Consider the following 14,816-nt stretch of genomic DNA (forward strand, 5'->3'; position numbering starts at 1 on the left):
CCCAAACACGGCTCCAAGAAAGTTTCCTTGTACTCCGGAAAAAGCCCTGGGAGAATCAGAAAAATTTTTTGCGCCTGGAAGACGATTCAATATTCAGGGCCGAACGGTACTTGGCCACGGTCCTGCGCGCAATATTCACCTCAAGAATGTCCTTGAGCATTTTGGAAATTTTTTCGTCGCTGTACGGCTTTTTGGGATCTTCTCCTTCAATGATCTTCTTGATGGCCACCTTGACACTTTCCGAACCCACCTGGGTCCCGTCGTCCAGATCCAATGCGCTGTTGAAAAAATATTTGAGTTCAAAAATACCGTGAGGTGTTGCCAGGTACTTGTTGGTGGTGATCCGGCTGACCGTTGACTCGTGCATGTCAATATCAGCAGCCACATCCTTGAGGATAAGGGGTTTGAGGCGTGTGGGTCCGTAATCGAAAAAATCATGCTGAAACTTGACGATACTTTCCACCACCTTGAACAGGGTCCGCTGACGCTGCTGCAGACTCTTCATCAACCACTGGGCAGCACGCATTTTTTCATGAAGATAGGATGAGTCTTCCTTGCTTGTCCGCCCCTGCATGGTCTCCATGTAAAAGGGGTTGAGCTGCAATTTGGGCAAACCATCGTCATTGAGGACAATGATATAATCATCGTCATACTTGTACACGTAGGCATCAGGGCTGACATAAACCGAGGTGGAAGATCCGTAACTGGCACCGGGCAGGGGATCCAGGGCGGTAATGACGTCAAGATATTCCTTGAGATCGTCCTTGGCGAGCTTGAACTTGCGCAAAAGGGGCTTGTACCGGCGTTGCTCAATGTCTTCCAGATGATCCTCGATAAGGGACCTGAGGATGGGATCATGGTCGTCAACAGCATCAAGCTGGATGAGCAAACACTCCTTGGCCGTGCGGGCAGCAATGCCAACGGGGTCAAAATGCTGGACAACCCCAAGCACCCGCTCCACGGTTTCTTCCGATACCCCAAGCTGTTGGGCAAGGTCTTCCACACTGGCGGCCAGATATCCGGAAGAGGTGAGGCTGCCAATGATCATCTCACCAATGCGACAATCTTCTTCGTCTATATCGGAAAGATGGAGCTGCCAGAGCAGATGACCCTCAAGGGAGGGCTTGGCCGAAACGCGGCCTTCATAGGAACTGATCTCTTCCAGGGACTCACTTTCATACCCCTGAACCTGTCGGGTGGTACTGGAAAAATCTCCCAGATAATCTTCCCATTCGGCATTCTTGAGGAAATCTTTTTCCTCAGTTGCCAATTCCTTCTTGTCATCCTGTCCTTTGGTCTCGGCCTCCTGATTGCTCTCCTGCTCGGACTTGTTTTCGCCCTGACCTTGTTCGTCGAGCATGGGATTTTCCAGCAGTTCTTCCTGAATCACGTCCAGCAGCTCTACCCGCGATAGCTGTAAAAGCTTGATCGCCTGCTGCAATTGAGGGGTCATGACCAGCTGCTGAGTGAGCTTGAGATTTTGTCGTAATTCCAGAGCCATAAGTATTCTCGTCGAGGCAGGACTACCCGGGCGTCAAAGAGTGCCCGGCTAAAGAAAGGTTGCAAAAATGTTATGAATTATTTCAATAAAGTGAAAAAAGGATCATTCAAGTTTGCCTGCACTTTCCTTGTGCCACAGAAGCAAACCCCTTGCAATCATCTAAAGGGTGAAATCTTCTCCAAGATAAATCTGCCGCGCCTTGGGATTATTGACGATCTCGTCAGGGGTTCCTTCAAGGATGATCTGCCCATCATACACAATGGAGGCACGATCGCAGATATTGAGGGTCTCCCGGACATTGTGATCCGAAATGAGCACTCCAATACCCAACTCCCGCAGGGAACGGATAATCTGCTGGATATCCTCCACAGCCAAGGGATCAATACCGGCAAAGGGTTCGTCAAGAAGGATGAAGGTGGGGTCCTGAATCAGGGCGCGAGCAATCTCCAGGCGTCGGCGTTCTCCTCCGGACAAGAAGGCTGCCTTTTGATGGGCAAGGCGGGTAATACCCAATTGCTCAAGGAGATGATCGGCTTTTTCGTTGCGCTTTTTCCTGGACAGGCCCGTGTATTCCAGAATGATCATCAGATTCTGGCGAACAGTCAGCTTCTTGAAGATGGAACTTTCCTGGGGCAGATAACTGACGCCGCTTTTGGCCCTCTGATGCAAGGGCCACCGGGTGATTTCCTGGTCCCCCAGAAACACCGAGCCCCCATTGGGCCGAATGATTCCAACAAGCATGTAAAAGGTGGTGGTTTTCCCGGCACCATTGGGACCAAGCAGACCGACAACCTCACCATCCTCAACCTGGATGGTGATGCCTTTGACAACCCGTTTCTTGCCGAAAATTTTTACGAGATCATGAGCCCTGAGAATCGCCATGGTATCACTTCGTCTGTTGGGGGCGGGAAAAGAAAATGGCCTCGACCCGTTTTTTGCCACCAATGATCTCGCTGCGATTATCCCGCGTATACAGCTTGATGATTTCCCCGCTGATGGTGTTCTTGCCGTCTTCAAGGCGGGGACTTTCTTCCATCTGCAACATCTCCTGCTGCTGAAAATAGATGGCCTTGCCGCAGAACCCTTTTTTGCCCTGACTTTCCAACCGGACATTGTTCAGGGCCACAATCTTTTCAACATTGGAAAGATCCTGGGACGGCTGGTCATTGCCCGGGGTGGCCGTGGAAGTGGATGTTTCATTCTCGGCAAGATAAATGATCAATTTCTCGGACCAGATCCTGAAATCATCGCGCACCACATGCACATTGCCTTCAAAGGAGACTTCATTCTTGTCAGGGCTGTAGAACATGCTGTCCGAGGTGATGGTGGTTGCCACCCTGGCCTCCTGGGCCATTCCCGGTCCGGGCCACAAACAGATAATCAGGGCCAGCAATCTGCAAAGATAGTTCACGCCAATGTCCTTGGTTGTAAGCTGAAAACGGTTGACTGATATACATCCGAAACCATCCGGCCCTCGCTCATCTCAACGCCGGTGGCGGTGCAGGGAGAACCGGAATGCAAAGATGATCCGCCATCCCCATGGGATCCGCAAAACACCTGTGCAATTCTTTGGGCAAGATATCCGGAAGAGACGATCCCGTGCATCGCCATTGTTCAATGATGTCGTGACTGCTGCACATCCCGCCTGCAACGCTAGGGTGAAGGCAGAGGCGAATCAGCCATCAAAACCGCCTTTACCTGCCCGTGGGCCTGCACGCGTTTGGTTGCCAGTTCCAGAGTGGCCCTTTGGGAAGTCAGGACCATATCCTTTCTGCGGATCTCCACATCCTTGTTGCACAACAAAAGGGAGCTTGTCCCGTTGTAGTGCAGGCTTTGGGTGGTCAGCACACTGCCCTGGTACCGCACCAGCACATGGGACCAGATATCCGCCTGATCGTTCTTCTGATCAATCCGGCCATGATCGCCTTCAACATACACCGGGGTGCTTTCTTCTTCCTGGAAATAAAGGATCTCGGGATCCGTGACGAACACGACGCCCTGGTCCTTGCGGTAATCAGCACTGGTGGCATTGAGGGTCCACAACAGGCGGCCCTTGCTGCCCTGACGCAGGGTGACTCCCTGCAGTGAAAGATCCATATTGAGGGACGGCGTTTCCGGGGAGACGGACACATCTTTCCGAAGATGCCAAATGGTCAGAACAATGCCCGCAACGGCAACAACAAGAAAAAGGCAGATTGTCTTTTTCATGCTGCTCAATCTGCCCAGGTTCGCCACAGTCCATCCAACCGTTGCTGGGACTGCAGGATGAAACGAATGGCCTCTCTGACCGCCCCCTGCCCACCGTGAGCGTTGGCGATCCACAGGGCCATGGATTTGATCTCGGGCTGGGCATTGGCAACGGCCATGGGCAGACCAACCACTTCCATGGGACCGACATCCACCCAGTCATCTCCCACATAGGCCATTTCCGAAAAGGCAATCCCGGACTGCTCGCTTATTTGGCGCAAAACCGGAATCTTGTGATGATGGCCCGGATAATAGTACTCAATACCCAGTTCCCTGACCCGGGTGGCCACGGCCTTGGAATCAAGTCCGGAGATGACCCCGATGGCAAGGCCTGCCCGCTGGGCCAGCTTGATGCCCAAACCATCCTGAACATTGAACCGCTTCAGGATGTTGCCCTCCTGATCATAATACAAGCCGCCGTCCGTCAGCACCCCGTCCACATCGAGCACGAGCATCCTGACCCTGGCGGCACGTTCCTCAGCATTCATGAGGCACACTCCAATGAGCCATCAATTCCTTGAGCAGGGTTTTGGTGGTACGCAAAGGCCAACTGTTGGGACCATCACAAAGGGCCTTGTCCGGATCAGGATGCACTTCCATGAACAGGCCGTTACATCCTGCAGCAGCTGCCGCACGGGCCAGCAAAGGCACGAACTCCCTGCGACCGCCCGAAGCGCTGCCCAGGCCTCCGGGAATCTGAACCGAATGGGTGGCATCAAACACCACAGGACAGGCAAACTCCTTCATGATGGCCAGTGACCTGAAGTCAACAACCAGATTATTGTACCCAAAGGACGCTCCCCGCTCGGTCAGCCAAACCTTGTCGTGGCCCACGGAACGCATCTTTTCCACAGCCGGTTGCATATCCCATGGAGCCAGAAATTGGCCTTTCTTCACATTGACAATCTTGCCGGTTTGGGCCGCTGCGACCAGCAAATCGGTCTGACGGCATAAAAAAGCCGGAATCTGAAGGACATCAACAACCTCGCCCACAGGTCCAGCCTGCTCGGGAAGGTGAATATCCGTTATCACGGGCAGACCGCTCTCCTCCCTGATGCGCCCCAGCCATTCCAGTCCCCTGGAAAGCCCAGGTCCTCTGAAACTGGTTACCGAAGTGCGATTGGCCTTGTCAAAGGAACTCTTGAAAACAATGGGCAACCCGAGTTCCCCGGCAATGGCAGCAAGTTCCAGGGCGGTATCCCTGGCCAATTCAAAACTTTCCAGGGCACAGGGTCCGGCAATCACAAAATGCCTGGTCAATGAGAGTTTGAAGAGTTCATTCATGCCAAAAGGGGGTTGTTACTGCTTGTATTCAATGGTTGCCTTGACAAATTCCCGAAACAGCGGATGGGCGTGCAGGGGATTTGAATTGAATTCAGGATGGAACTGGCACCCCACAAACCAGGGATGATCCTTGAGTTCCACGATCTCCACCAAGGTCTCGTCAGGAGAAAAGCCGCTCAATATCATGCCATTGGCCTCGAAATCCTTGGCATACGCCTTGTTGAATTCAAAACGGTGACGATGACGCTCGCTCACCTCGTTCTGGCCATACGCCTCAAAGGCTCGAGTACCCTTTTTCACCCGGCAGGGATAGGCCCCAAGGCGCATGGTTCCGCCCTTATGGGACTCCTTGTTGCGAACCTGCAGGCTCTGCTTGCGGATGTCGAACCACTCCTTCATCAGATAAATGACCGGATAGGGCGTCTTCTCGTCAAACTCTTCCGAGTTGGCTTTCTCGTACTTGAGCACGTGACGGGCAAACTCAATGACAGCACATTGCATACCAAGACAAATCCCGAAAAAGGGGATCTTGTTTTCCCTGGCATACCTGATGGCTTCGATCTTGCCTTCCACGCCCCTGTTGCCGAATCCTCCGGGGACAAGAATACCTTTCACCCCGGCCAATTTGGTTGCGCAATTTTTGGCAGTGATCTCTTCGGAATTGACATAGACCAGATCCACGGCATGGTCATTGGCCACGCCCCCGTGAACCAGGGCCTCGTGAAGGCTCTTGTAGGCCTCCTTGAGATCAACATACTTGCCCACAATGGCAATGGACGTCCGTCCGGAAGGATTATGGACCTTGTGGACCAGCTCCTCCCAGGTGCGCAAATTGGGATTTTTGGCGGAAAGCCTGAGCAGAATGGCGATCTTCTGATCAACGCCCTCTTCGTACAGGCTCAAGGGGAGATCGTAAATGCTGGCAACATCAATGGCCGTGAACACGGCGTCCTGATCCACATTGCAGAACAGGGCAATCTTGGCCTTGATATCTTCATTGAGTTCCACTTCGGATCGGCACAGGATGATATCCGGCTGAATGCCTATACCTCTGAGTTCCTTGACACTGTGCTGGGTCGGCTTGGTTTTGATCTCTCCGGCCGTCTTGATGTAGGGAACCAGGGTGAGATGAATGTACAGGACATTGTCCTTGCCAAGATCAGTGCGAAGCTGCCGAATGGCCTCAAGAAAGGGCTGACCTTCAATGTCACCGATGGTGCCGCCGATTTCCACGATGGCCACATCCAGATCATCGCTGGCCACACTCAGGATGGAAGACTTAATCTCATCGGTAATGTGCGGGATGACCTGCACGGTGCCTCCGAGATAATCGCCCCGCCGCTCCTTGGAGATGACCGTATGGTAGATCCTGCCGGAGGTAAAGTTGTTGGCCTGGCCAAGATGCTGGTCAAGGAACCGTTCGTAATGCCCCAGATCGAGATCGGTTTCCGCCCCGTCATCGGTCACATAAACCTCACCATGCTGGAAAGGATTCATGGTCCCGGGATCAACATTAATGTATGGATCGAGCTTGAGAATGGTTACATTGAGTCCCCGAGCCTTGAGTAAGGTGCCAAGAGAGGCGGCAGCCAATCCCTTACCAAGGGAGGACAGCACCCCTCCCGTGACAAAAATAAATTTGGTTTTCATACTTCCCCGCAAGTTCTTAATCCAGCAAAATCAATAAACAAATGGGCCGCCACCGTTGTGCAGCCCACCCAAAGGAAAACGTAGTACAGCCTGTCGAGCATCTGGTTCATTAGACAATGATTTTTCACCTTGTCAAGAATCTTGAATCTCCAAATATCCCTTGCTTCTTGGACCCATGAAAGCTATCTAGAAAGACCCATTTGTTTTTGCACAGCATTTTCTGCATTCTCCCCACCTACGGAGAGCTTCACCACAGCATACCCTTCAGGAGGACCAATGGCCAAGGTCAAAACCTTAGTCATTACCGGATACGGGACCAATTGCGAAAAGGAAAGCGCTTTTGCCGCAACGCAAGCCGGTTCCGACCAAACCGATATTGCCTATTTTTCCGATCTTGTTGCGGAAACCTATTCCCTGACTGATTACAATTTCATCATCTTTCCCGGTGGGTTTCTTGATGGTGATGAGCTTGGCGCGGCCCAGGCGGCTGCCCTGCGCTGGCGGTACATGAAAACGGTCTCCGGCATATCCCTTGAGGATGAGCTCAAAAACTTTCTGGCCTCACAAGGCATCATCCTGGGCATTTGCAACGGCTTCCAGTTGCTGGTCAAACTCGGACTTCTGCCTGCTGCCGGCGGCCGGTATTTCGAGCGACAGGTCTCCTTGAGCCATAATGATTCGGCCCGGTTTGAAGACCGCTGGGTCCATCTGGTCTGCAATCCTGATTCCCCATGCGTTTTTACCAAGGGTCTTGACCAACTCTATCTCCCTGTCCGTCATGGGGAAGGCAAGCTCATTGCCAAAAGCGAGCAGGTGCTTACGGAACTTCAACAGGCCAACCTCATTGCCTTGCAGTATATTGATCCCCAAACCGGGCAGCCAACCCAGAAGTATCCTGAAAATCCCAATGGCTCCCCCCTGGGCATCGCAGGCCTGACCGACCCTTCGGGGCGCATCCTTGGGCTTATGCCCCATCCCGAAGCCTACAACCACCCCACCAATCACCCTGCTTGGACCCGGGGCAAGACAACCATGCTCGGCACAGCACTGATGGAACGGGGAATCCAGTACCTGCGCAGATTGTAAGGTTTTTTTCGCGGACCCAACATAATCCTTGCCTCCCATCATGGAATTCATTAAGGAGTCACCTCCGGGTAACTGGTCCAGCTGGGATACACTCATGGACGCAGCCCTTGACCAGGCCAGACAGGCGGCTCAGGCGGAAGAAATTCCCGTGGGAGCGGTCCTCATTGACAAAGAAGGTCTGATTATCGGCCAAGGGTACAACCAAAGTATTTCCCGGCACGATCCAACAGCGCACGCGGAAATACTGGCCATTCGTCAGGGATGTCAAAACGAGCGCAACTATCGGATTCCAGGCTCCACCCTGATCGTTACCCTTGAACCCTGCATCATGTGCCTTGGAGCGATCATGCATGCGCGCATAAGCATGGTTGTCTTCGGTGCCCATGATCCCAAAACCGGAGCCCTTGGTTCCCGATTGCTGGGCAACATGCTTCCCTGGTCCAACCATGCGTTCCAGGTTGTTGCAGGCATCAGAAAACAGGAATGCAGCACTCTTTTAACGGATTTTTTCAGAAAAAGACGCCAACAACACAAATCACCAACCGTGGCACCGTCTGAATCGCCCACGTGATCTTTGTCCATCACCGCCAGGGACACCTGTTGTACGTCCTTGCCATATTGGAGAGGTAGCGAAGTCCGGCCGTAACGCGCTCGACTCGAAATCGAGTTAGGGGTTAACAGCTCCTACGTGGGTTCGAATCCCACCCTCTCCGCCACAAAATCAAAAGGGTTACATCGTAACGATGTAACCCTTTTTTCATGCGGATGTTTCAATCTGATCTGTACCCATATCCCGGCGACCCTTCGTCTGGACCCAGCATCATTCCTCTGCCTCAGGGGATTTTTCCAGGGGAAACACGGACAATGAACCCGTAAGGGCAGCACGTGATTGTTTTGCCCTCATGGTTTCCCGGCGAGCATCTTTTGCATCTCCATCTGTTGGAACCTCAATGGAATCACCATCCCGCAAGGGGCAATCCAGGGTAACCACCCGGCCATTCACCTTGACCACGTTATTGCGGGGAAGGCGGGCATTGATGATCTTCAGGTAATCCTGCACCGTTGCCCTTTCTTCCAAACGCACAATGCGACCCCCATTCCCAAAGACCACCAGATGATCCTTGAACACCTGGTGGTGCAACCGCCGGATAAAGGCCTCACTGCTGGGCGCTTCACGGTGCTGCACCACCAGGCTGTGCATCCATTGGGTCTGCTGCTGGTCCCGGATCATGCCCTGCCCGTTTTTGTATCGCCAGTGGGCAGCTGTGCCATGTTCGGCTTCCAGGTGCATCAGCTCGGTACGAACCTGAAATTCAATGGGTTTGTGGGAGATCTCGCGGATGGGATAGACACAGGTGTGCAGGGACTGGTACCCGTTGTTTTTGGGAAGACCGATGTAATCATCAAACGTGCCGGGAATCGGCTTGAAATGGGCGTGCAAAAGGCCCAGCACGGCATAGCATTCAGGCACCGAGGATACAATGACACGCACTCCCACCCGATCCATGATGGCATCCAGGGATTTGCCTGTCCGCTGGATCTTGCGATGAATGCTGTACAAACTCTTGGTCCGTCCCTGCACACGACAGGGAATGTGATTGTTGGCCAATAAACGTTGCACACCGATCATCAAGAGATGCAGACATTTGTCATCTTCCGCACGGATGGGCGCCACGCGTTGTTCCAGACGTTCATAATGCGGCGTATCCACAATGCGAAAGCACGCATCTTCCAACCGGCGCTGCAACGCTCCCAGACCCAGGCGGTTGGCAATGGGAAGCAGGAGATCAAGGGTTTCCCGGGCAAGACCTTGCAGGGAATCGGAAAAGGGAGAAACGGCCTGCTCAAGGGTCAGCAGACGAAAAACAATAAGCAGCAGGGCCCGGCGGGGCGTCCCGCGGATAACCGTCAACAGCGACTGAATATCTTCACGGGAGGGATGAGTACCTGATCCACCATGGTGAATAGCAGATGGCAGCAAATCTTCCAGGGTATCGGCTACGTCAACCCCAAAACGCTTTTCAATGTCAGTTGAATCAATCAGACCCTGCCACACCAGGGGAGCAAGCAGGGCGCTGGCTATGGATATGGCGTCAGCCTGCTGTTCCAGAAGCAGGCAAGCCGCCTGCAAGCCAACCCCCTGGTCTTGCAGTCTGGACCTGGCCAAGGCGTGGGCCCGTCCCACCAGGTCTGCGTCCGCTGTATTGAAAGACTGGCGCACCTGTTCAAGAAACCCGCTGTCACCAGTGCTTTTCGCCATCTCCTGTTTCATGTGTCCACAATATCCAAAAAAACGTTCACTCATGTTCATGTTGCAGATACCGGCAAGAGCCCTGGGTTCGCCAAGGCCGGCAGCCATACGCCGGTGTTTTCTTCATCCCGAACTCATACCTTGGCCGCCCTAACGACCTGCCTGGAGCAGGGCTGCACGTCCTCTGGCACAACCCCATAAATCTAAGACACGACCCCACAAACGCAAGATCACGACGGCATTGGTTCACCCACCTTGCACATCTCCTGCCCTAAAGCGCCAATCACAAACTACTTGCCAAACCCGATGAGCGCACTATATATAGACCACTGTTCTTTGAAAGGGGGCGCACTGGTTTCGACGGGGATAGTTGAGGCCGGGGTCGCAGGTCGAGGTGCTGTGAGGTCCTCGTTAAACACACAGCAAACCATTAATTGCCAACAATGACAATTACGCTTACGCAATGGCTGCCTAGCAGTTGTTCGTAACACTGGCAGCTTCGGCTGCCACGTCCCGCCGGCTGACGCCTGATACGCTGAACGGGGCGCCATCTCATCAGGCTGGTTGGTGATTCACGTCTTAGGGATCACCAATGAGATCTTACTCAGACTGGATTTCGGGCCGCCGGGGCAGGGGCTCTCCCGAAATCGAGATGAAAACCTGTCCTAAGCCTGTAGAAGCTCCGAGCCAAGTATTTTCGGACGCGGGTTCGATTCCCGCCGCCTCCACCATCAAATTTAAGACGAACTGATCCAATTGCTAATTACGGCATATCGGAAGGTTCGTTTTTTTTTGTGGCAAAGGGTTACGTTAATACTTGCCGCAGTTGGCTCGTGTTGCCAACATCTTAACCCGGTTTTCTGGAAATCAGGATAATTTTCTTCCTCTGCCAGACCTTAATTTCCCGCTTTCTCAAGGTTCACTTTTGGGACTTGTCCGGTTTTTGGATCCTTTTCTCGCGTTCTTTCCTTTGCAATTTTCTTCGAAACACGACCCACTAAATTGATAATCTCATAAGAAGAGTTATTCATTCCAACAAGAAACATTACATTTCTTATTCTCTGTCTATATTTACAGTAAAGATATAGAAAGTATCGGAATCAATTTGTATTCTAACAAGATATTATACTTGGTATTTGCCATAAATTACTTACCTGGAGTACCGATGAACTGTCGAAATTTAGGAAACATTTCCTCTTGCACGTGACATGTCACCTGTTATATTGTATCTTTTCAATCAGATGGATTGTCTGCAACTGACTGAGCATGAATTAACACTTGTTTGCTTGCAGAAGAAAACGGACATGCAAATGGCAAAAGGATATTGTGGATCGAAAGCGACAAAACATGCCTGGAACTGATCAAAAAAGGCCGCAGACAACAGGGAATCAGCCAGGAAAACCGGGGCTACAAGCTGGGGATGAGCTTCCCCACCATCAACCGCTGGGAAAACGCTAAAACAAGGCTGGTTAAGCTGGCCAGAACGCAGTCTGATCGTTTCTGCAGCAAGATGATCCGGCAGGAGAAATTATAATTGCCCGGGGGAGACGCATGAGCAGCAACAAGACTGATCTGACTTTTTTCACCAACGATGCCAACCAAACGCTGCTGGACCGTTTCAAAGCGACACTGGCTGACACGCGACTGTTCGATATCCTCGTCGGGTATTTTCATGCCAGTGGATTTTATCAGCTTTATGATTCAATCGAACCACTCGATAAGACCCGTATTCTTGTCGGTTTGGGAGTTGATACGGAAGTGTACCGCGCCCTTTATCCGGATGACGGACAAATGAAAATCGACTTAGAATCCCACGCCAACACCAAAAAACGGTTTCAGGATGAACTGGTTCACCAAATCGAGAATGCCCCGGACTCCGACAAACAGCTTGAAGTCGGTCTGAAAAAGTTCATTGAGTTTTTGCAGGTAGATTGCCCATTTGCCGAAAAGGATAAACAGCAGGGGGGGAATGGAAAAAAGCTGGAAATTCGAGCATTTCCGTCACGAAACATCCATGCCAAGGTCTATATCGGCCGGTTTGCGCCTGAGGACCGTGATTACGGGTTTGCCATCACCGGTTCAAGTAATTTTTCCTATTCCGGACTAATCGCCAATCGGGAATTCAATGTCGAACTGCGTCAACGCCGGGATGTGGAATTCGCGCTTTCCCAGTTTGAGGATCTCTGGCGTCAATCCGTAGATATCTCGCAGGAGTTTGTCCATACCATACAGCACAGAACCTGGCTCAACGACACGATCACCCCTTACCAGCTCTATCTCAAGCTGGTTTACGAGTACTTACAGGAGGATATAAACCTGCAAGAAGATATGGAAATCTTTTTGCCCGAAGGGTTCATGTCCCTGCAGTATCAGAAGCAGGCGGTGCAACAGGCGATCAAGAAGCTCAACGAGTACAACGGTGTCTTTCTGGCAGATGTCGTGGGCCTTGGTAAAACCTTCATCGTTGCGCAAATGCTCCAACAGCTCAAAGGGCGGATTCTGGTGATCTGCCCTCCGGTCCTCAAAAATTACTGGGAGGAAAGCCTGCACGATTTTCGGGTACCAGCGCGGGTCGAGTCCCTGGGAAAATTAGAAAAAGTAATTCGGTTTGGTCTTGACCGTTTCGACTACGTGGTAGTCGATGAGGCCCACCGTTTTCGCAACGAGGCGACCCGTTCCTATGCCGATCTGCTTGATATCTGCCGCGGCAAGAAGGTCATCCTGGTAACAGCCACGCCGCTCAACAACACCATCGACGATATTTACGCCCAGCTCAAGCTGTTCCAGGCACCGAAGAATTCGACTATCCCCGGCATCCCCAACTTGGAACGCTTTTTTGCTTCTCTTCGCCGCCGTTTCAAAGGGCTGGACCGTACCGATCCGGCCTACAAGCAGACAATCAAAACGGTCTCTCGTGAAATCCGCGAACGCATTCTCAAACATGTCATGGTTCGCCGCACCCGCGCCGATGTTGTCACCTATTTCAAAAAGGATATCGAGAGCCAGGACCTTTTGTTCCCGGAAATTCAGGATCCTCGGCGAATCATATATTCATTCGAAGGCGAATTGGAAACAACCTTCAGCCGAACCATCAGCGAGCTTCAAAAATTTCGTTATGCGCGGTATATTCCACTGCTCTATTACTGCGGTAGCAAACGACTTTCCGCATTCGAGCGGCAACAGCAGCGCAATGTGGGCGGTTTCATGAAGGGAATCCTGATCAAGCGCCTGGAAAGCAGTTTTTATGCCTTTAGAAAAAGTATCCGCCGGTTTATCAAATCCTACGAGCGGTTTATCACCATGTATGATGGTGGTACGGTGTACATCAGCAAAAATATCGATGTGTATGACCTGCTGGACAAAGACGATGTTGACCTTCTTGAAAAGTACGTTGAACAGGAAAAAGCCGCAAGGTACGCCTCTGAGGACTTCCGTAACGAATTCAGGGATGATCTCGATTATGATCTAGCATTGTTGCGACGAATCGAAGATTTCTGGAAAGATGTCGATCAGGACCCCAAATTGGACGCTCTTAACACTCAACTAAAAGAAGACCCAACGCTGCAAAATCGCTTGATTGTCTTCACCGAGTCCAAAGAAACCGGTGATTACTTGTTCGAGCAGATCAACCGGCAATATCCCGGCCAAGTCATGTTCTTTTGCAGCCAAGGGGGCAGGGCAGGCGCTCCGCCCACAACTCACGTCCCCACCATTGCACGAGATCGGATCAAGGCCGCCTTCGATCCCAACCAACGGAAGAATGACAACAGCTTACGTATCCTGATCTCCACCGACGTCCTTTCAGAAGGGATCAACCTGCACCGGGCCAATGTGCTGGTCAACTACGACCTACCCTGGAACCCCACTCGCGTGCTCCAACGCGCCGGGCGCATCAACCGTCTCGGTACAAAACATACCGACATTTATATTTACAACTTTTTCCCCACTACCCAAGCCGACGCCCACTTGGGCCTTGAAGCCAACATCACCAACAAGATCCAGATGTTTCACGACATTCTGGGCGAAGATGCCCGGTATCTTTCCGACGGCGAGGAAATCGGCAGCCAGGAACTGTTTGACACCCTGAATCGCAAAACGGCGTACACCGGCGAAGAGGTCGAAGGGGATTCTGAATTGAAGTACCTGGAAATGATGCGTAAACTACGAGATGAACAGCCGGATCTGTTCGAAAAGATCAAGCGCTTGCCCAAAAAAGCGCGTTCCGGGCGCCGGGCAAACGACCTTGCAACGGATCATCTGGTCACCTTCTTCCGTATCGGACCCTTGAAAAAATTCTATTGTGCCCAAGGAGGCCAAGGCCGCGAAATCACCTTCTTTGAAGCAGCTGACATGCTCAAATGCGCACCAGATACGCCTCGCCTACCGGTTCCCAACCGATATTACGAATGGCTGGAAACCAACAAGCAACAGTTTACGCAAGATACGATGCAGGAACAGGGGCCTTCCCGCGCGGCCGGCGGTCGCTCCAATATGGCGTATATCGAAAAACGGCTCAAAAACAAAACGTTCCGCAACTACCCAAAGTTCACCGACACGGACGAGGAATTTGTCGAGTCGGTGCGACAAATGATTGCTCAGGGTCTCATGGCCAAAAAGACCGCTCAATCCATCAAAAAAGAATTGGAAAAGACTTTAGATCCTCTCGAAATGCTTGCCATTCTTCGCAAGCATATCCGTACTGTTGAAAACACCGCAGGTCGGTCAACCCGCCGGACTCAGGCGCGGCGCGAAGTGATTCTTTCCGGCTACCTGATCGCAGGAGGAGACGCATAATCC

12 protein-coding genes, 1 tRNA gene and 1 other RNA gene are annotated in these 14,816 nt (G+C 52.0%); 6 read left to right on the forward strand and 8 right to left on the reverse strand.

Annotation, left to right across the window (positions count from 1 at the left end):
• Positions 1–55: 55 nt before the first annotated feature.
• The 7 genes from rpoN to pyrG form a co-directional block, all read right to left on the reverse strand.
• Positions 56–1,501, reverse strand: coding sequence for an RNA polymerase factor sigma-54 (gene rpoN, locus DPF_RS08670; protein WP_069859117.1), 1,446 nt, complete (start codon positions 1,499–1,501; stop codon positions 56–58).
• A 159-nt stretch (positions 1,502–1,660) separates the two neighbouring features.
• Positions 1,661–2,383, reverse strand: a complete 723-nt coding sequence (gene lptB / locus DPF_RS08675) for an LPS export ABC transporter ATP-binding protein (RefSeq protein WP_069859118.1) — start codon at positions 2,381–2,383, stop codon at positions 1,661–1,663.
• A 4-nt stretch (positions 2,384–2,387) separates the two neighbouring features.
• On the reverse strand, positions 2,388–2,912 hold the full coding sequence (locus DPF_RS08680) for an LptA/OstA family protein (protein WP_083254591.1): 525 nt from the start codon (positions 2,910–2,912) through the stop codon (positions 2,388–2,390).
• A gap of 242 nt (positions 2,913–3,154) precedes the next feature.
• Positions 3,155–3,709 (reverse strand): LPS export ABC transporter periplasmic protein LptC, encoded by a 555-nt coding sequence (lptC, locus tag DPF_RS08685; RefSeq protein ID WP_069859120.1) that lies wholly within the window; start codon positions 3,707–3,709, stop codon positions 3,155–3,157.
• A 5-nt stretch (positions 3,710–3,714) separates the two neighbouring features.
• Positions 3,715–4,236, reverse strand: coding sequence for a KdsC family phosphatase (locus tag DPF_RS08690; protein WP_069859122.1), 522 nt, complete (start codon positions 4,234–4,236; stop codon positions 3,715–3,717).
• Positions 4,226–5,032, reverse strand: a complete 807-nt coding sequence (gene kdsA / locus DPF_RS08695) for a 3-deoxy-8-phosphooctulonate synthase (protein ID WP_069859124.1) — start codon at positions 5,030–5,032, stop codon at positions 4,226–4,228. The genes DPF_RS08690 and kdsA overlap by 11 nt, the downstream gene beginning before the upstream one ends.
• A 15-nt stretch (positions 5,033–5,047) precedes the next feature.
• Entirely contained in the window at positions 5,048–6,682 is a 1,635-nt protein-coding gene (pyrG, locus tag DPF_RS08700) for a CTP synthase (RefSeq protein ID WP_069859126.1), read from the reverse strand.
• A 276-nt stretch (positions 6,683–6,958) separates the two neighbouring features.
• Here pyrG and DPF_RS08705 point away from each other — a divergent pair, with 276 nt between their 5' ends.
• From DPF_RS08705 to DPF_RS08715, 3 genes are all read left to right on the forward strand, one after another.
• Positions 6,959–7,768 (forward strand): phosphoribosylformylglycinamidine synthase subunit PurQ, encoded by an 810-nt coding sequence (locus DPF_RS08705; RefSeq protein WP_069859128.1) that lies wholly within the window; start codon positions 6,959–6,961, stop codon positions 7,766–7,768.
• Positions 7,769–7,808: 40 nt separating this feature from the next.
• A complete protein-coding gene (tadA, locus tag DPF_RS08710) occupies positions 7,809–8,339 on the forward strand; it encodes a tRNA adenosine(34) deaminase TadA (protein WP_269433414.1) in 531 nt (176 codons plus the stop codon).
• A 49-nt stretch (positions 8,340–8,388) separates the two neighbouring features.
• Positions 8,389–8,484 (forward strand) — tRNA-Ser (locus DPF_RS08715).
• Positions 8,485–8,588: 104 nt separating this feature from the next.
• Here the strand turns inward: DPF_RS08715 and DPF_RS08720 are convergent.
• Positions 8,589–10,028, reverse strand: coding sequence for a RelA/SpoT-related domain-containing protein (locus DPF_RS08720; RefSeq protein ID WP_176724216.1), 1,440 nt, complete (start codon positions 10,026–10,028; stop codon positions 8,589–8,591).
• Between the two features lie 333 nt (positions 10,029–10,361).
• Between DPF_RS08720 and ssrA the strand changes: the two genes are divergently transcribed.
• The 3 genes from ssrA (at position 10,362) to DPF_RS08735 (ending at position 14,813) form a co-directional block, all read left to right on the forward strand.
• Positions 10,362–10,750, forward strand: a transfer-messenger RNA (tmRNA) gene (gene ssrA, locus DPF_RS08725).
• A 593-nt stretch (positions 10,751–11,343) separates the two neighbouring features.
• Positions 11,344–11,553 carry a helix-turn-helix domain-containing protein gene (locus DPF_RS14235; RefSeq protein ID WP_069859325.1) on the forward strand — a complete coding sequence of 70 codons (210 nt, stop codon included), beginning with the start codon at positions 11,344–11,346 and terminating at the stop codon, positions 11,551–11,553.
• A 17-nt stretch (positions 11,554–11,570) separates the two neighbouring features.
• Complete coding sequence (locus DPF_RS08735) at positions 11,571–14,813, forward strand: helicase-related protein (RefSeq protein WP_069859134.1); 3,243 nt, start codon at positions 11,571–11,573, stop codon at positions 14,811–14,813.
• Positions 14,814–14,816 lie beyond the last annotated feature (3 nt).

It is taken from the genome of Desulfoplanes formicivorans (genome assembly GCF_001748225.1).
In the GTDB taxonomy this organism is placed as follows: Bacteria; Desulfobacterota; Desulfovibrionia; order Desulfovibrionales; family Desulfomicrobiaceae; genus Desulfoplanes; species Desulfoplanes formicivorans.